General features: G+C 72.6%; 15 protein-coding genes and 2 pseudogenes. 6 read left to right on the top strand and 11 right to left on the bottom strand.

Features of this window, described 5'->3' with window-relative positions:
- Positions 1–390: 390 nt before the first annotated feature.
- Positions 391–594, top strand: a pseudogene (locus ACZ7EG_RS34695) (MFS transporter); the annotation flags it as partial.
- Positions 595–596: 2 nt separating this feature from the next.
- Positions 597–722, top strand: a complete 126-nt coding sequence (locus ACZ7EG_RS34690; protein WP_471087968.1) for a TetR/AcrR family transcriptional regulator — start codon at positions 597–599, stop codon at positions 720–722.
- Here ACZ7EG_RS34690 and ACZ7EG_RS34685 read toward each other — a convergent pair.
- A complete protein-coding gene (locus ACZ7EG_RS34685) occupies positions 719–2,443 on the bottom strand; it encodes a cholesterol oxidase substrate-binding domain-containing protein (RefSeq protein WP_471087966.1) in 1,725 nt (574 codons plus the stop codon). The two genes, ACZ7EG_RS34690 and ACZ7EG_RS34685, sit on opposite strands and share 4 nt — an antisense overlap.
- A gap of 139 nt (positions 2,444–2,582) precedes the next feature.
- Between ACZ7EG_RS34685 and ACZ7EG_RS34680 the strand changes: the two genes are divergently transcribed.
- Complete coding sequence (locus ACZ7EG_RS34680; RefSeq protein WP_471087964.1) at positions 2,583–3,566, top strand: aldo/keto reductase; 984 nt, start codon at positions 2,583–2,585, stop codon at positions 3,564–3,566.
- 9 nt (positions 3,567–3,575) lie between these two features.
- Here ACZ7EG_RS34680 and ACZ7EG_RS34675 read toward each other — a convergent pair whose 3' ends face one another.
- A complete protein-coding gene (locus tag ACZ7EG_RS34675) occupies positions 3,576–3,923 on the bottom strand; it encodes a hypothetical protein (protein WP_471087962.1) in 348 nt (115 codons plus the stop codon).
- A 148-nt stretch (positions 3,924–4,071) separates the two neighbouring features.
- On the opposite strand from ACZ7EG_RS34675, the gene ACZ7EG_RS34670 reads away from it, so the two are divergent.
- Positions 4,072–4,569, top strand: a complete 498-nt coding sequence (locus ACZ7EG_RS34670; protein ID WP_471087960.1) for a DUF6328 family protein — start codon at positions 4,072–4,074, stop codon at positions 4,567–4,569.
- A 78-nt stretch (positions 4,570–4,647) separates the two neighbouring features.
- On the opposite strand, the pseudogene ACZ7EG_RS34665 reads toward ACZ7EG_RS34670, so the two are convergent.
- The 3 genes and pseudogenes from ACZ7EG_RS34665 to ACZ7EG_RS34655 all read right to left on the bottom strand — a co-directional run.
- A pseudogene (locus ACZ7EG_RS34665) lies at positions 4,648–5,202 on the bottom strand (DUF2238 domain-containing protein); the annotation flags it as partial.
- Positions 5,203–5,284: 82 nt separating this feature from the next.
- Positions 5,285–5,710: an SsgA family sporulation/cell division regulator gene (locus tag ACZ7EG_RS34660; protein ID WP_471087958.1), complete on the bottom strand. Its 426-nt coding sequence runs from the start codon at positions 5,708–5,710 to the stop codon at positions 5,285–5,287.
- Between the two features lie 62 nt (positions 5,711–5,772).
- Positions 5,773–6,801 carry a hypothetical protein gene (locus tag ACZ7EG_RS34655; RefSeq protein ID WP_471088164.1) on the bottom strand — a complete coding sequence of 343 codons (1,029 nt, stop codon included), beginning with the start codon at positions 6,799–6,801 and terminating at the stop codon, positions 5,773–5,775.
- A gap of 159 nt (positions 6,802–6,960) precedes the next feature.
- Between ACZ7EG_RS34655 and ACZ7EG_RS34650 the strand changes: the two genes are divergently transcribed.
- Entirely contained in the window at positions 6,961–7,656 is a 696-nt protein-coding gene (locus ACZ7EG_RS34650) for a hypothetical protein (protein ID WP_471087956.1), read from the top strand.
- On the opposite strand, the gene ACZ7EG_RS34645 is transcribed toward ACZ7EG_RS34650, so the two are convergent.
- On the bottom strand, positions 7,553–8,524 hold the full coding sequence (locus ACZ7EG_RS34645; protein WP_471087954.1) for an LLM class F420-dependent oxidoreductase: 972 nt from the start codon (positions 8,522–8,524) through the stop codon (positions 7,553–7,555). The genes ACZ7EG_RS34650 and ACZ7EG_RS34645 overlap by 104 nt on opposite strands.
- Positions 8,525–8,596: 72 nt before the next feature.
- Here ACZ7EG_RS34645 and ACZ7EG_RS34640 point away from each other — a divergent pair, with 72 nt between their 5' ends.
- On the top strand, positions 8,597–10,048 hold the full coding sequence (locus tag ACZ7EG_RS34640; RefSeq protein ID WP_471087952.1) for a serine hydrolase domain-containing protein: 1,452 nt from the start codon (positions 8,597–8,599) through the stop codon (positions 10,046–10,048).
- Here ACZ7EG_RS34640 and ACZ7EG_RS34635 read toward each other — a convergent pair.
- The 5 genes from ACZ7EG_RS34635 to ACZ7EG_RS34615 all read right to left on the bottom strand — a co-directional run bounded on the left by ACZ7EG_RS34635 (position 10,040) and on the right by ACZ7EG_RS34615 (position 16,377).
- Positions 10,040–11,695, bottom strand: coding sequence for a serine/threonine protein kinase (locus ACZ7EG_RS34635; RefSeq protein WP_471087950.1), 1,656 nt, complete (start codon positions 11,693–11,695; stop codon positions 10,040–10,042). The two genes, ACZ7EG_RS34640 and ACZ7EG_RS34635, sit on opposite strands and share 9 nt — an antisense overlap.
- 341 nt (positions 11,696–12,036) lie before the next feature.
- Positions 12,037–12,996 (bottom strand): threonine/serine dehydratase, encoded by a 960-nt coding sequence (locus ACZ7EG_RS34630; RefSeq protein ID WP_471087948.1) that lies wholly within the window; start codon positions 12,994–12,996, stop codon positions 12,037–12,039.
- Between the two features lie 123 nt (positions 12,997–13,119).
- A complete protein-coding gene (locus tag ACZ7EG_RS34625) occupies positions 13,120–14,055 on the bottom strand; it encodes a polyprenyl synthetase family protein (RefSeq protein WP_471087946.1) in 936 nt (311 codons plus the stop codon).
- 416 nt (positions 14,056–14,471) lie between these two features.
- Entirely contained in the window at positions 14,472–15,527 is a 1,056-nt protein-coding gene (locus ACZ7EG_RS34620) for a tetratricopeptide repeat protein (RefSeq protein ID WP_471087943.1), read from the bottom strand.
- A 172-nt stretch (positions 15,528–15,699) separates the two neighbouring features.
- Positions 15,700–16,377: an AIM24 family protein gene (locus tag ACZ7EG_RS34615; protein ID WP_471087940.1), complete on the bottom strand. Its 678-nt coding sequence runs from the start codon at positions 16,375–16,377 to the stop codon at positions 15,700–15,702.
- Positions 16,378–16,446: the final 69 nt, after the last annotated feature.

Genomic DNA, 16,446 nt, shown 5'->3' with positions numbered 1-16,446 from the left:
CGATCCGGGCAATTCCCCCTATGTCATGCAAGGTTGAACCAAGATGATCTTGCTGCGCGGGGGCCGGGCGTGGGTGCGGAAGGGGAAATTCCGCCCATGAAGGGTGCTGTGGCGGATGTTTCTGCCCGAGCAGCCCGTTGCCCGTGGTGCGCGTCACGCCGCGAAACTGGCGCGATCCGGCGGTCGGGACGTCGGCGACCCCGTGCCGCTGCTCCGGGTTCGTCAGCGGCAAGCTCTCGGTGATCATCAAAGGTGCGTCAGGGCCGCCTGTGCCGACGGCGGGCCGCCGGGAACAGCTCGCAGAGGATGTGGTGAATTGCTATTCACCAGCCAGAGTGAAGAGCGATTTTCACCCGCGCCCTGCCCGGCGCGCTGCCCGCAGGAGCGCCCATGGACCGGACACCCGCGATACGCACGCCGCCCGGTGCGAACACCCTGCGGGAACGGCTCACCGTCCCGGTCCTCGCGTCCGGCGGCATCCTCACGGCCGTCATGCAGACCGTGGTCGTGCCCCTGCTGCCCGACCTGCCCCGGCTCACCGGCGCCTCGGCGGGCACGGTCTCCTGGATGGTGACGGCCACCCTGCTCTCCGGCCCGTGGCCGCCCTGCTCGGCCTCGGCGTGATGTACGGCATCGCCCGCGGCACCGAGCTGAGGGCGAGCACCGTCGACGCCCTGACGGACCGGTACGCCCCGACCGTCCAGGCACTTCTCACGCCCTAGCCGAACAGCCGGTCCAGGAAGGCGTTGCCGTACACGCGGTGCGGGTCGAGCCGGTCCAGCGCCCTGTGCGCCTCCGCCCACTCGGCGGAGCCGACCGCCGCGGGAACGACGCGGTCCAGCACCTCCGTATCGCTCCACACCCCGTCGTCCGTGTACGCCCACCCCTTGGACCACTCCACGCGGGTGAGCGCGGAGCCGCCGTCGAACGTGCGCAGGAGGAACCGCTCGATCTCGCGCAGGAAGGCCTCCGCGTCCGGGGTGCCCGGCAGCGTGAGGACGTCCAGCCACACGGCCGTGTCCCACTCGGGGTGGTCCTCGGGCGGCCGGAGAGCCGACAGCAGCGGCGGGCGGGCCCCCGGGACCCCCACGTCGCCCGGGTCGTCCAGGCCGGTCACCCGGATCTCCACCGAGCCGTTGACCGGGAAGCTGCCCCGGGCGGCGTACGCCGCCAGCCGCTCGCGGTAGAAGGCGGCGAACTCGGAGACGACCTCCTGCACCCGGTCCCGCGCCGTGAGGACCGCGTAGCCGTCGGCGTGCACCCGCAGCGTGCTCGGCTTCAGATACAGCAGCGTGTTCTTGGACGGCCCCCACAGGTCGGCGGACAGCGTCGTCACCAGCCCCAGCGCCGCGGCCTCGTACTGGGCGGTGCCGAGCACCGGCGCCAGGTACCAGGCCGCGTCCGACGTCATCCGGCCGACCAGTTCCGCCACCGGCCGCGGGACGTTGTCCGAGAACGGGTAGTTGTACGGCCGCGTCACCTTCCGCGAGGTCAGTGGCCGGGTGGGGGAGACGCTCCACACCTTCAGCCACGGGTGCTCGGTGAAGGCGAACCAGATCGCCTCGACCCGCCCGGCCTCGTCCAGGAAACGCGCGAGGGTCCGCCCAGCGCCCGAGCCGGGCGCGGCGAACAGCTCCCCGGCCGGGATGTCCGTACGGCTCACGCACCTGAGGTCGGTGTTCGCGCCCACGCGCAGCACCGCCTCGGTCACCAGGGACCGCCCGAGGTGGGTCAGCAGCGCGGCGCAGTCCGCCTCGTCGCGATGGAACGTGCGCAGCCCGTACGCGCCGGCCCCGGAGTCCCATACGACCGCTGTCAGGGACAGGATCAGATTGCTGAGCGAGCCGTACGTGTGCCCGGACCGCCGTCGCTCGTCCCGTGCGGGTACGGCGGTGCCGTGCGCGTCGACGGCGAGCGCACCGCCCAGCGTCAGCACGCCGGGAGCGGGGGCGGCCGTGACACCGAGGCCGTGCTCCTCCAGGAAGGTCAGCAGGGCCTCCATGGTCACGCCGGTTCCGGCGCGCACGGCGGTGGGGGAGTCCAGGGCCAGGCCGGTGAGGTGGGGTGTGGTGTCGACGAGGAGGACCGGCGCACCGGACGGCGTCCCCTCGGTGACCGTCAGGGGTGACCAGCCGTGCGCGGCGCCCCGGGCGCGCACCCGCCACCCGTGCCGCCACGCCCAGTTGACGACGGCGACCAGCTGGTCCGGGCTGTCCGGCGCACAGGCCCACAGGCCGTCGGCGGTGATCTCACCGACCCAGTTCCGGTACGCCGAGCGGTACAGCGCGACGTCCGCGGGGAAGTCGGGCAGCTCCGCGGCGGCGGCCGCCGGATCCGCCGGCAGACCGGGTACGGCGGCAAGCGCGACGGCGGTGAGAAGGAGGCGCCGGCGCGTCCAGGACGCGGCGTCCGACGGGTGGTTGCTCGCTGAACCGGTGGTCACGTGAGATCACGCTAGGGGCCCGTTGACACGTGACGTGTTCCTGTCGCACCGGTTCACTCGTGTGAGTGAATTGCGCGGGCTCGACGGGCCGGAGGGATACGTTCCGTGCGGTGCCGTGAGTGGTGACAGACTGACGCCCATGGACGAGCGCACATTCGACAGGTCGGGTCAGCACGCCTCCGTCATCGGTCTGGGCACCTGGCAGCTGGGAGCCGACTGGGGAGACGTCGACGACAAGGAAGCCCTCACGGTGCTGGAGGCGGCGGCCGAGGCCGGGGTGACCTTCTTCGACACCGCCGACGTGTACGGCGACGGCCGCAGCGAGCAGACCATCGCCACGTTCCTCAGCGGGCGCCCTGACCTGCACGTCATGGTCGCCACGAAGATGGGCCGCAGGGCCGAACAGATCCCCGCGAACTACGTCCTCGACAACTTCCGCGCCTGGAACGACCGCAGCCGGCGCAACCTCGGCGTCGACCGGATCGACCTGGTGCAGCTGCACTGCCCGCCCACACCCGTCTACTCCACGGACGAGGTGTTCGACGCCCTCGACACCCTGGTCGAGGAGGAGCGTGTCGCCGCCTACGGCGTCAGCGTCGAGACCTGTGAGGAGGCGTTGACCGCGATCGCCCGGCCGAACGTGGCGAGCGTGCAGATCATCCTCAACCCGTTCCGCATGAAGCCCCTGCACGAGGTGCTCCCGGCCGCCCGTGCGGCGGGCGTCGGCATCATCGCCCGAGTGCCGCTGGCCTCCGGCCTGCTCTCGGGCAAGTACACCCGGGACACCGTCTTCCCGGAGAACGACCACCGCACCTACAACCGGCACGGCGAGGCCTTCGACCAGGGCGAGACCTTCTCCGGCGTCGACTACGCCACCGGTGTGGAGGCGGCCGCCGAGTTCGCGGCACTCGCCCCCCAGGGCTTCACCCCGGCCCAGCTGGCCCTGCGCTGGATCGTCGAGCAGCCCGGCGTCACCACCGTGATCCCCGGCGCGCGCTCCCCCGAGCAGGCCCGGGCCAACGCGGCCGCCGCCCGCCTCCCGGAGCTGCCCGAGCAGACCCTGGCGGCGATCCGCGACCTGTACGACCGGCGTATCAAGGACCAGGTCGCATCCCGCTGGTGAGGCCGGCTTTCACGGCTCCAGGAGCAGCTGCCTCTCCTGTTCCTGGTCGCCCGAGGCGGCACCGTCGTCGCGCGCTGTGAAGGCCCGGGTGAGCGTGTCGCTCGCCCGCCGTACGGCCTCCGGGCTGCCCTGCACGGTGACGGTCACCGGTGCGGACAGCCGCCCGGAGGCCTTTCCGCCACCACCGGCGGAACTCACGCCGCTCTCCCCGCCGAAGGTCGCCGTGTGGACCGTCGCGTCCCCGTCGGCGGGGAGCTCGTCCGGCGCCCCGAACGTGCCTTCCAGGGCCCGGACGACCGCTCGCGCGTCGTCGGTGCCCCCGCCGCTGAGCGTCACGGTGAGCTGCGTACCGGACATACGTCCACGACCTCCTCGGTCTCTGCGTCATTCGCGCCGTCCGTGTAACCGTCCCCTGATCGCTCAAACCGCCGCCGGTCCCGGGACGAGGAGTCGTTCCGGGGAACCCGGGAAAGAGGAGAGCTCGGATCTCACATCGGGAGGAACAGTGGCGGACGCGGTTGAGGGCGGGGCCATGCGCCGGGGGCGCAACGAGACGGAGGACGAGAGAGCGGACCGGATGTGGCAGGAGCTCATCCAGGAGGTCCGCGTGGCGCAGATGGGCGTCCAGATCCTCTTCGGCTTCCTGCTCACCGTGGTGTTCACCGAGAAGTACGCGGATCTCTCCGGCACCGACCAGACGATCTACCTCGTGACGGTCGTCCTGGGCGCCTGCGCGACCGGGGCGCTCATAGGACCGGTGTCCCTGCACCGCCTCGTCTCCGGGAGGCGCGTCAAACCCCAGGCGGTACAGATCGCCTCCCGGCTCACCCTGCTCGGCCTCGTGCTGCTGCTCGCCACGACGACCGCCTCACTGCTGCTGATCCTGCGCGTGGCGACGCACAACGGCTTCGTGCCCTACCTCGTCGCCGGCGTGGTCGGCTGGTACCTGCTGTGCTGGTTCGTCCTGCCGCTGTGGACCCGCCGCCGCTACACCTCGCAGTGACGGCACCGCGGCCAGTTGCCGGTCGTGCACCCGGCTGAGCAGCAGCAGCGACGCGCTCGCCCCGATCAGCGCGCAGAACATGTCCCACTGCGTGTCCCAGACATCGCCCTGGGTGGCCAGGAAGGCGTCCGCCGCGTGCCCGCCGGCCACGGCGGCGGCCCACTCGAGCATCTCGAAGACGGCGCTGAAGGCCAGGCACGCACACACGGTCAACGGCGCGAGCCAGCGACTGCCGCGCAGCGGCGAGGTGCGCACCAGCAGCTCGCGCACCAGCACGGCCGGGACGAAGCCCTGCATCAGGTGGCCGAACCGGTCGTAGGGATTGCGGTCCAGGCCGACGGCGTCCCGGAGCCGGTCGCCGAGCGGCACCTCGGCGTACGTGTAGTGGCCGCCCACCATCAGCACCACGGCGTGGGCGGCCAGCAGACAGCACAGCAGGCCGGTGAGCGGGAAACGCCGCCGGGTCAGTACCAGCAGCGGCAGGCCCACGACGACCCAGACGACCTCCAGGAACCAGGTCATGCGGTCGTGCGGGTGCCATCCGGACAGGACAAGCCCCACGAGCACGCCGCAGGCGAGGGCGGCGGGCAGCGAAGGCCGGGGACCCGGGCGTACGTCGGACACAGCGGACATGGCGGGCTCCTCTTCGGGGGAGCCCATCGTCGTGGCAGGGGCGGGCCCTCGGCATGAGTACGCCTACTCATACCGGCCGCGATCAGCCCCCGGCGAGGACTCCCTCCAGGAAGTCGTCGACATGGACCTCCTCGCGGCCCGGGGGAACCACCTCGTGGGTCTCACGCAGGAACGCGGCGAACCCCGGCGCCCACCCGAACACCACCGCGTGATGCCGGCCGCCGTCGGGGCGGGCATCACCGAAGAACTCCATGCGCAGTTCCTGCCACATCCCCCGCGACTGCGGGCGCATCCGCACGTCGCCCACCCCGACCGGACGCCGCAGCGCGTCGCCGAGCATCTCCCGGTCCAGCTGCCACCGGGCGAGGACACGGCCGTCATGACTGAAGACCAGGGTGACGGCGAACGGGTCCGCAGCGTCGTAGCTCAGGTGGGCGAGCACGGAGAAACGTTCCGTGTCACCCGCCTGGAGCTGCACCACCAGGGTCTTGTGGACGAACGAGTTCACGAGGGGGCCTCCGGGAAGAACCGACGTAGAGCCCTCTAGTACCCCGGATTCCGCTGAAATGCTCAGCCGACCGGGTGATTCCCGCGGGCACCGCGCAGCGACTCGATGCAGACGGCGACCGCCCGCTGCAGCTCCTCCAGGCGCTGCACCATGTCGTCCTCGTAGAACTCCCCGGCGTCGTCGAAGGTCAGCTCCTCGAACACCTTCGTGGCCTTCTGCAGGCTGCTGTAGAACTTCGTGCGCCGCTCCTGCACCCGCAGCCCCGGGTCCGCTTCCACGGCCTCGACCACGAGGGACTTCATGGTGTCGTACGCCTCGGCGGCCCACTCGCCGGCGTCCTCGCCCTCGTCCAGCTCGTCGATGAGCGACAGGTGGCGCTCGGCCTCCTGACGAAGGACGGAGGGCGCGTCGACGGTCTGCCCGGCGGGCGTCTTGATCTGCCCCGACTCGGCGATCTGACGCACGTATCCGATCCGGTCGGCCGCCCTGCTCTCCCCGGCGACGGCCTTCTTCAGCTCGTCGGTGCGCACGACGTCGCGAGCCAGCTCCGACTGGAGATCGGGGTCCTCACGAACCCGGTCCAGCAGGGCCTGGCGGGCCGCGCGGGCGGTGGAGGGGTCGGCGAGGATCGCGGCCCGCAGGGCGGTGGGGTTCTCCGCGACCTCCAGGGCCTTCGTGGGCCGGATGCCCTCCGCCTCGGCGGCCTCGGAGATGGCGGTGCCGCGCTCGGACGTGGCGCTGTTGCGGGAGACGTAGTAGCTCAGCCACACGTCGGCGTCCGGCAGGTCCACCTCCTGACCCGGCGTCAGCGCCTCGAACTGCGGGACCATCCCGTCGTCCGCCGCCCGGTCCCACGCCTTGTAGTAGCGCATGACCCGCTCCGCGGAGCAGCCGGCGAGCTCCGCGAACTCCTTCGCGGACACCTTCGGCGTCTCGTCCGCGCCCTGCCCGCCGGGCCGCACGCTGCGCGCCACCTTCAGCCCGAAGGCCCACCCTCCGGTCCGGGCGTACGCCCCGAACTCCCGCGCGTCCCGCGTGACCAGGTCGGACACGGGCGCCGGGGCGGCGGGGGACGTCTCGGGCGGGGTCATGGCTACGGTCACGGACGACTCTCCTGAGCAAGGCGGATCGGATGGCGCAAGGTGCGGACGGAAGCCTAGCGGCACCCTCCGACCTCGCCGTTCACCGCCCGCACGGCCCGTCCGAAAACCGTTGTCGCCCCCGGGCGCGGGTGCACGAGGATGCCCGGCATGGTGCGAACAGGCCAGGACGAGGCGCTGCGCCGCTGTGCGGAGTGCGGCGGGTACGCCTACGGCGGCGCCCCCGCCTGTGCCGTCTGCCGTGACCTGGTGGACGGCATCGTCGAGGGGGAGTGGGCCGCGTTCCTGCGGCAGTGGGACACCATGGCGGGCGGCGACCAGGAGCGGACCCTGGCCGAGATGGTCGCCGCCGGACCCGACCGGCACGACTGGCGGTTGGTGGACGCCGCTCTCGACCGGCTCCGGTGCCCCGACTGCGGCGACCGGCTGACCCGCGGCCCGGCCGGCTGCCCGGCCTGCGACCGGGCGCACGGCTACCGCTACGCCGCGATCGAGACGGACCGGCCGGGCGTCCCGCCCGGGAACGAACACGCGATCCGGGTCAACGTCTCGGTGGTGCGCAGACCGCAGGGCAGCTCGGACAGCGAAGTGCTCGTCCGGCGCCTGCTGCTGCCCCTGCTGCTGGCGGGGTTCCTGCCCACGACCGGGGAGGCCCAGCGGATCAGCGCGCTCGTGAAGAAGAGCCCCCCGGGGCGGAGGGCTCAACTGGTCGAGCAGGTGGTGGAGGCGCTGGCCGAGGGCTTCAGCCGAACGCGTTCCGCAGCGCGGGCAGCAGGGTCTTCTCCGACCAGTCCAGATACGCCGGCTGCGACTCACCGCCGATCTGGACCAGGGCGACCTCGGTGAACCCGGCCTCGGCGTACGGGCGGACGGCCTCGACGAAGGCGTCCGGGTCGTCACCGCACGGGATGGACTCGGCCACGTCGTCCTCCGTGACGAACTGGGTCGCCGCCTCGAAGGAATCCGGGTGCGGAAGCTCCGAGTTGACCTTCCAGCCGCTGCCGAACCAGCGGAACTGGGAGTGGGCCCGCTTGACGGCCGTGTCCCGGTCCGGGTCGTAGCAGACGGGCAGCTGGCCGACGCGGGGCTTGCCCTGACCGCCATGCCGGTCGAACGCCTCCAGCAGCCCGGCCTTGGGCTCCGTGGCGATCACCAGGTCGCCCAGCCGGCCCGCGAGTTCACAGGACCGCTCGCCGGAGACGGCGATACCGATGGGCGGCGCCTGGTCCGGCAGGTCCCACAGCCGGGCCGATTCCACGTCGAAGTGCGTGCCGCGACGGTTGACGTGGCCGCCTTCGAAGAGGGCGCGGATGATCTCCACGGCCTCCTCGAACATCTCGTGCCGCACATCGACGGACGGCCAGCCGCCGCCCACCACGTGCTCGTTGAGGTTCTCGCCCGAGCCCAGCCCGAGCCGGAAGCGGCCCTCGGACAGCAGTTGGAGGGTCGCCGCCTTCTGCGCCACGACCGCCGGGTGGTAGCGGAACGTCGGGCACGTCACATACGTCATCAGCGGGATGCGTGACGTGGCCTGGGCGGCGGCGCCGAGCACGGCCCACGCGTACGGCGAATGACCCTGCGAGCGCAGCCACGGGAAGTAGTGGTCGGAGGTCACCGAGAAGTCGAAACCCGCCTCCTCGGCCCGCACCACGTGGTCGACGAGCTCTCGGGGGCCGGCCTGTTCGGTCATCATCGTGTATCCGATTTGCACCATAACCGGCGAGTCCCCTGTCGGAGGACTTGAAAACGGCTCGATCAAGGTCGCCGACGGGTGCAGGATTCATGCATGAGCGCCTCCGCCCTGCTCTCCTCCGGCCCCGCCGCACAAGGCGTCGACGTCTCCGGCGTGCACGCCTTCCTCGACGCCCTCGAAGCGGCGCCCGACATCGAGCCGCACAGCCTGATGATCATGCGGCACGGGCAGCTGGTCGCCGCCGGCTGGTGGGCACCGTTCACCGCCGAACGCCGCCAGCTGCTGTACTCGCTCAGCAAGAGCTTCACCGCGACCGCCGCAGCCCTGGCCGAGGCCGAGGGGCTGCTCGACTTCGAAGCGCCCGTGACCTCGTACTTCCCGGAGTTCGAGGCCGACATCACCGACCCGCGCAGCCGTGCCATGCTCGTACGGCACGTGGCGTCCATGGCGAGCGGCCACCGGCGCGACACCGTCGACGAGGCCTTCGGGCGGAACGTCTCCGAGCCCGTCCGGCAATTCCTGCTGCTGCCCCCGGACGCCGACCCGGGCACCGTCTTCGCCTACAACCAGCCCGCCACCTACACGCTCGCCGCGATCGTCCAGCGGGTGACCGGGCAGTCGCTCACCGCGTACCTGCGGCCGCGGCTGCTGGCTCCGCTGGGCATCGGCGAGGTGGCCTGGCTGCGGGACCGCACCGGCCGCGAGCTCGGCTTCAGCGGTCTGCACGCCACCACCGACGCGGTGGCCCGGCTCGGACAGCTGTATCTGCGCGACGGGTTGTGGGAGGGCGAGCGGCTGCTGCCCGAGGGATGGGCGGCCCGGGCCTCGTACCCCCGCACACCGACCGCCGGCGCCATGGGCGATGTGGACCGGCAGGACTGGGACCGGGGCTACGGCTACCAGTTCTGGACGTCCCGGCACGGCTACCGGGGCGACGGCGCGTTCGGCCAGTTCTGCCTGGTGCTGCCGGAGCACGACGCGGTGATCGCGGCGACCACGGCGACCGAGCGGATGCAGGAGTACCTGAACCTGGTCTGGAAGCATCTGCTGCCCGCCTTCGGCCCCGAGCCGCTCACCGGCCGCGAGGCCGCCGACGCGGAACTGCTGGAGCGCCTCGGCCGGCTCGCGCTGCCGCCCGCCCCGGGCCGTCCCGTACCCCCTGACCGGGAGCGGGACTGGGCGGTCGCCGTGTTCACGTCCTCCGAAGCGGCCGGACCGGTCCGCTCGGCCGGGCTCACCCGGGACACCGACGGCTGGACGCTCACCCTCACCGGAGAGGGGGACCGGCCGGACCGTCCGGACCGGATCGACCTGCGTATCGCGCGAGAGGGCTGGACGGTAGCCGAGGAGCCCGTCCCGACCGCGGTGAGCGGCGGCTGGACCGATGGCGACACGCTGGCCGTGGACGTGCTGTTCGTGGAGACCCCGCACCGTCTGGCGCTGACCTGCTCCCTCGCGGAGGGAACGCTCACCGCGCACTGGCGCACCCCTCCGCTGCACGGCGGCCCCCTCACCGCCCTGCGCGCCCCGCGCCGGTCAGGCTGAGCCCGGCCGGAAGGTCTTGAAGAAGGTGCGCAACGCCTCCTGGTTGGCGGCTTCGTCCCAGTCGGCGTCCGGTGTGGTCCAGCGCAGCGAGAAGCTCCGGCCTCCACCGAGCAGGAAGCCCCGGCCGTAGGTGTGCACCCGGGTGCCGTCGACGTACGCCGTCCACTCCATGTCGGCGGCCTTGCGGCCCTGGTACGTCGTCGCGCGGATCGCGCCGATCCGGTCGTAGCCGTCCGCCTGTTTGAGGTTGGGTTCGACGTCGTCCCGCCATACGACCACGGGGTCCGGGCCCGCCTGGTCGCTGTAGGTGACGGCCAGCGTGCGGTCGTCGTCCTCGGCGCCGAAGACGACCCGGTACGCATCGCCGTCACGGTCGGTGTCCAGCCGTTCGAAACCCTCGGGGAGCGCGACGGAGAAGCCCTCCGCCGCCCGGTAGCGCTGGAACCCGGGCGGCAGCGCCCCGGCCGGGGAGGAGGGTGCGCGTGTGGGGGTGGGCTTCGGCGGCGGGGAGGACGGGGTGGGGGTGGGGGAGGGGGACTCGGGCGGGCTGGGCGCCCCGGACGGTTCGGCACTGCCACCACCGGTGCCCTCGCCCGGAGTGGCGGCGGAAGCCGGCGGCCGGGCCGGCGATTCGGCCGCTTCGCTGCCGCCGTCCGTGCCGGGCAGCCCCTGGGTCGCCGCGAGCACGGCGACCGCCACGGTGACGACGGCCAGGGCCGTTCCCGCCACCATGGTGCGTCTGCTCCACGCCGGGTTGCCCGTCCGCACCGCGGCGTAGGCCCCGCGCAGCCGCGGGGCCGGTGCCGCCGCGGCCAGGGCGGCATCGGGGTGCTCGCTGAGGGCGCGGGTCAGCGCCTCACGCACCACCGGGCGGGTCAGCCGCTCTCGTGAGTCCTTGCGGAGCAGCCCCTGCACGACCTGGGTGAGCGGCCCGGCGCGCACCGGCGTGCGCAGCGGCAGCCGGTCCACGCCCTTCAGCGTGTTCTCCGGGCGCCCCCGGTCCCGGAAGGGCGGGCGCCCCTCGACCGTCGTGTACAGGATCGCGCCCAGCGCCCACAGATCGGCCGCGGGGCCGATGCGCTGGTCGCGGGCCTGCTCCGGGGAGGCGAACGCCGGTGCCGTCAGCCGGGGCGCGAGGGTCGCGCCCGCCAGGCCGAAGCCGGTGACGACGACCGAGTGATCCTCCCGCACGAACACCTGGCCGGGGCTGAGTTCGCCGTGCGTGATGCCCTCGGCGTGCGCGGCGTCCAGTACGTCGAGCAGCCCCAGGCCGATCCGCGCCGCCCGCACGTAGTTGAACGTGCCCTGCTCGGAGAGGAGTTCACCGAGGGGGGTGCCGTCGATCCATTCGTTGACCGTCCACAGGGCGCCGGCCTCCTCGACCGCGGCGACGACGGCGGCGATCCGGCCGGGACACAGCAGCGCCATGTTCTCGGTCGTGCGCAACAGACGGGCGGCGGCCCGGCGCTCGGCCCCGCTCGGGTCCTCCGGAAGCCCGATCTGGGTCACGAGGCACGGGCGGGAGATCTCGCCGGCCCCGGTGTCCTCGGCGTACCAGCAGATGCGGTTGGTCTCGCGATGAATGATCTCGAGCAGCCGGTACCGGCCGGCGACCAACTGGTGTGTGGAGACGTGCGCCCTGCCCATGGCCATCCCTCGCTGGAAACCTGGCTCTCACCTTTTCCAGAAGTACGGGGGGCGAGGCGGCCTGCGTTCAAAGCGATCGCAACTCCGTCTCCGTTCCTGTCTTTTGTTCAAAAGGTGGGATCAAGTGTGCGAAGAACGAAGGTCTTTCGCGGCCCCGGACGCGGCTCACCTCGGCAGCCCCGGGGCGCGGCGGGCGCGAGGAATTCGACCGCCGCGCACCGTTGATTCGCGAATTCGGTCAGGCCTGGTGGTAACCGGCGGTAAATGCGGAGGCGTACAACGTCCGAACTCGGAGCCCCTCCGATCAATTTCGCGACGGATTCCCGGGATGGGCCGGAACGTCAGCGCAGCCCGAAGCGACGCGACCATGCGAACACGTCGTCCGTCGTCGCGTTGCCCCCGCACACCACCAGACCGAGCCGCGCCCCGTCACCGACCCGTTCCAGAACCTGCCGGGCCGCGGGCAGCAGGCAGCCGGCTGCCGGTTCGGCCCACACCTTGGCGTGGTCGGCCAGGTCCAGCACGCCCTGCACGGCCTCCCGGTCCGGGACCACGAGGACCTCGGTGACCAGGGCGGAGACATGGTCGTACGTCAGCTGCGACACGGAGGGGGCGCTGAGGGTGGAGACGATCGACGACAGGGCGACCGGCCGCGGGCCGCCCGACGTCAGCGCCTCGGACATGGCCTGGGCGCCCTCGGTCTCCACGCCCCACACCCGCACGCCGGGCCGGCACGCCCGCAGCGCGGCGGCGACACCGGCGATCAGGCCGCCGCCCCCGATGCTCACGAGCACGTCGGTGAGTTCGCCGGCGTCGGCGGCGAACTCCAGCCCGACCGTGCCCTGTCCCGCGATGACCGCGGGGTCGTCGAAGGGATGCACCAGGGTCATGCCCTCCTGCTGAAGCCGCGTCATGAGCGCGAACGCGCCGTCCATGTCGTCGGTCAGCCGCACCGACGCGCCGGCTTCCTCCGCGATCTCCACGGCACGGGCGGGTGCCGAGCGGGGCATCACCACCGTGGCCTTCACATCGAGGGCCGCGGCCATGACCGCGACGGCGATCCCGTGGTTGCCGCCGCTGACCGCCACGACCCCGGCGGCCCGCTCGGCCTCGCCCAGCGACAGCAGCTTCGCCGCCGCTCCGCGTGCCTTGAACGAGCCGGTGCGCTGCAGCAGTTCGAGTTTCACGGTGACCGGTGCACCGAGCAGCGCCGACAGCCCCGGGCTGTCCACGGTCGGGGTGCGCACGACGTGCCCGGCGATTCGCCCGGCCGCGGCTTCGATCTCCGGCATGCCGATCATGGCAGTTGTCCTTCCGGCGCGGGGTCGCGGAGCGCGCCGTATCGAACCCTGACGCGCTCAGGGGGCCGAGGTCAAAGCAGTGCGGGCATGCCCTGTGTCACGGACGCACCCGAGCCCGGCGGCTCAGACGTCGCGCCGCACCAGGTACTCCAGCAGCGACCGCAGGTCCCCGACGGCCTCCGCCGCCAACGGAGCTCCGGCGAGTGAGGTCTCGACGGCGGTGAGGTGCCGGCGGGCCTCCGCCACGGCCGCGGCACGGCCGCCCGCCTCCTCGATGAGCGCGGCCGTCGTGTCGGTCGCCGCACCCGACTCGAGGAGCGCGGCGATCCGGCCGGCCATCGGGGAGCCGAGCGCCACCAGCACCGGGAACGTCTTCTTCCGCTCGCGCAGATCACCGTGGACCGGCTTACCGGTGACGCCGGGGTCACCCCAGATGCCCAGCACGTCGTCGACGATCTGGAACGCGACCCCCAGGTGCCGGCCCGCCCGGTCGAGCGCGGCGGCCGTCTCGGGGCGGGCACCGCCCAGCACGGCGCCGAGCGCCGCCGCGCAGCCCAGCAGCGCGCCCGTCTTGTGCTCCGCCATCGCCCGGTATTCGTCGGGCCGCACCCGCTCCGGGCCGGTCCACGGGCGGCCGGCGAACAGCAGGTCGTCCGCCTGTCCGCGCACCAGGTCACCCAGTGCCACGGACAGCGTGCGCACGCCCGCCGCGCCACCGGGCTGCGCGGCCAGCGTCTCGACGGCCAGGGCGAACAGGGCGTCGCCCGCCAGCACCGCGGGCCCCGTGCCGTAGGCCCTCCACACGGTCGGTCGGCGTCGCCGGTCGGCGTCGCCGTCCATGATGTCGTCGTGCAGCAGGGAGAAGGTGTGCACCAGTTCGACCGCGACAGCCGCGGCCACCCCGGCCCGGCCCGGCGCACCGGCCGCTTCGGCGCCGAGCACCGCGAGCGCCTGCCGCACGCCCTTGCCGCCGGAGGCCACGACCGGAGCACCGCCGACCTCGCACCAGCCGAAGGAGTACGCGGCCATCTCGCCCACCCAGGGGTGCAGCCGTCCCACGGCTTCTTCCAGGGCGGGCCGGACCAGGGCGCGGCAGCGGTCGAGAACCGCGGGGATGTCACCGGCGCCGGCCGCGCGATCGTGCGGCTCGCCCCGTCGTGCTGTCCGTGCGGGGGAGGGTGCCTCGGTTGCCGTGCCCTGCCGTGACGGCCGCGCGAGGGCCGGGGCCGGCGCCGCCGTGCCCTGGTGCGCCGCTTGTCCGGCGTCCGGGGACGGCGGAGCGTGGGTGGCGGGTGTGGTTCTGCCTTCGTGTGGCGCTTGTCCGGCGTCCGGGGACGGCGGAGCGTGGGTGGCGGGTGTGGTTCTGCCTTCGTGTGGCGCTTGTCCGGCTTCCCGGGACGGTGGAGCCTGGGTGACCGGTGTCGGTGCCTTCGTGGCTTTCCTTCGAGCTGTCTCCACCGACGTCGGCAGCGCCGTCACAGGGCCGCCCCCGTCGCCTGCCCGGCCGACGGTATGCCGAGTTCCTCGTGGGCCCGGGCCACCATCCGGCGGGCGTGCTGCAGGCCGATGCGCTCCAGCAGGCCGGCGAGGTCGGCCAGTTCGGCCGCGGTCTCGTCACGGTCGCGGCCCAGGCGGGCCAGGGACTTGGCGAGTCCCAGCCGCGACAGTGCCTCCCCGCGTGGCTCGCTCATCTCGCGGAATTCCGCGAGCGCCTGCTCGTACAGCTCGCGCGCCTGCTCGTAACGCCCCGCCCGGTACAGGACGTTGCCGCGCATCTTGTGGTTGTAGGCGAGCGCGCTGGACAGCCGCATCGCGCGGCACGTCGTCTCCGCCTCGGTCAGCAGCTCCAGGGCCCGCTCGGTGTCCTGGTCGCGCACCGACACCACGTCGGCCAGCCCGCGCAGCGCCCAGGCGTGGCCGCGGCGGTCGTCGGCACGAGCGGCGATCTCGGCGGCCTCCTCGAACAGCGCGTACGCCGAGTCGTAGCGGCCGGTGTTGCGGTGCATCTGCGCGATGCCCTCCAGCGCCCACACCGTGTGCCGCGCCTCCCCGCGGCGCCGGGCCTCGGCGAGCAACTGCTCGTGCAGTCTGCCGACGGCCTCGTAGTCGCCCTGGATGCGGCCGGTCTCGGCCAGCCCGGCCAGCGAGTAACCGCGGACGACGATGTCCCCGCCGCGTTCGCCCAGGTCGGCCGCCAACTGGAGCAGCCTGCGGGCCAGCGGGAGCGCGCCGCGCTGCCGGGCCAGCGTGCCGCCGCTCCACAGCGCCCAGGCCATCGCCCCGAGGTCCCCTGCCTGCCGGGCCGCGCGGTAGCTCGCCTTCCAGGCCCGGTCCGCGTCCTCGACCCGGCCCAGCCGACGGTGCGCCTCGGCCACCGCGAGTCCGGAGCGCGCCGCCTCCCCGGGCTGTCCGGCGCGCTCAGCTGCCCTCAACTGCTCGGTGCCTGCGGCCAGGACGTCGGTCAGCGAGGAGTTGACGGACAGGGTGGTGAGCGCGCCCTGGTACTCCGGGGCGAATGCCTTGCCGTACATCGATGCCTTTCGGTCCGTATTCACCCCATGTATACATGCAGTGTATACATGGGGTGTATAGAGGAGGGGAATCCTGCCCTGGCCACAAAGGCCAGGGCATCACCTGTTGCCGATCAAGACGTCGGCGGAACGGACCGGGTTGCCTGTGAGGCGCAGATCACCTGACAGGCGTTCAGTGCTGACCCGCCTTGTGCGGCGTCGCCTCGCTCGGCCGGACGACGACGTACCCCTCGCCCTGGAGCACCAGTTGCACCGCCTCGCCGGAGCCGCCGCGCAGCATCGACCCGATGGACTGCGAGCGGTGCAGCGAGGTCTGCAGTCCCGCGGTCCAGCCGACGATCGCGTCGGTGTCGACGTACACCGGGTACTGCGGCGAGACCGGGATGACGAGCGGGTTGCCCTCGCACACCAGACCCAGCTTGCCGTGCCCGGTGAAGACGCTGTTGAACAGGCCGCCGCCGGTGATGCCGGCGCCCTTCACGGTGGCGATGCTGTACGACAACGTGGCGTCGAAACACAGGACGTTGCGGCCGTTGACCGTGAACTCGTCGCCCGGCTCGACATCGACGATGAAACAGTTCTGTGCCTCGTGCGCGAACCAGGCCTCACCCTGTCCGCGCACCGCCATCAGCGGCAGGCCCTCCCCGGTGACCGCGCGCTTGAGCATGCCGCCCACGCCCTGGCCCTTGCGCTCGAACTGGAGGTTGCCGCGGTAGGAGATCATCGCTCCCTGCCGGGCGAGCATCTCGCCGTTCACCGTGTACCGGACGCACTTGGCGTTCTCGATCGACATGCCCGGCGCCACGGCCGGCTGCACCATGTGCTCACTGGAAAAGAGGTCACCCTTCATACCGGCATCCTCGCCCGGAGCGTTTCCCTCCGCCAAGATCACGCGGAAGGCCGCTTCGCCCGCCCACGG

The organism is Streptomyces sp. NPDC037100, assembly GCF_055606225.1.
This window is presented reverse-complemented; position numbering and strand designations above follow the sequence as displayed.

Excerpts from the sequence above, each read along its gene's own strand:
- ACZ7EG_RS34680 (WP_471087964.1), top strand. The coding sequence starts at position 2,583 with ATGGACGAGCGCACATTCGACAGGTCGGGTCAGCACGCCTCCGTCATC.
- ACZ7EG_RS34675 (WP_471087962.1), bottom strand. The coding sequence starts at position 3,923 with ATGTCCGGTACGCAGCTCACCGTGACGCTCAGCGGCGGGGGCACCGAC.
- ACZ7EG_RS34655 (WP_471088164.1), bottom strand. The coding sequence starts at position 6,801 with ATGACCCCGCCCGAGACGTCCCCCGCCGCCCCGGCGCCCGTGTCCGAC.
- ACZ7EG_RS34650 (WP_471087956.1), top strand. The coding sequence starts at position 6,961 with ATGGTGCGAACAGGCCAGGACGAGGCGCTGCGCCGCTGTGCGGAGTGC.
- ACZ7EG_RS34645 (WP_471087954.1), bottom strand. The coding sequence starts at position 8,524 with ATGGTGCAAATCGGATACACGATGATGACCGAACAGGCCGGCCCCCGA.
- ACZ7EG_RS34640 (WP_471087952.1), top strand. The coding sequence starts at position 8,597 with ATGAGCGCCTCCGCCCTGCTCTCCTCCGGCCCCGCCGCACAAGGCGTC.
- ACZ7EG_RS34635 (WP_471087950.1), bottom strand. The coding sequence starts at position 11,695 with ATGGGCAGGGCGCACGTCTCCACACACCAGTTGGTCGCCGGCCGGTAC.
- ACZ7EG_RS34630 (WP_471087948.1), bottom strand. The coding sequence starts at position 12,996 with ATGATCGGCATGCCGGAGATCGAAGCCGCGGCCGGGCGAATCGCCGGG.
- ACZ7EG_RS34620 (WP_471087943.1), bottom strand. The coding sequence starts at position 15,527 with ATGTACGGCAAGGCATTCGCCCCGGAGTACCAGGGCGCGCTCACCACC.
- ACZ7EG_RS34615 (WP_471087940.1), bottom strand. The coding sequence starts at position 16,377 with ATGAAGGGTGACCTCTTTTCCAGTGAGCACATGGTGCAGCCGGCCGTG.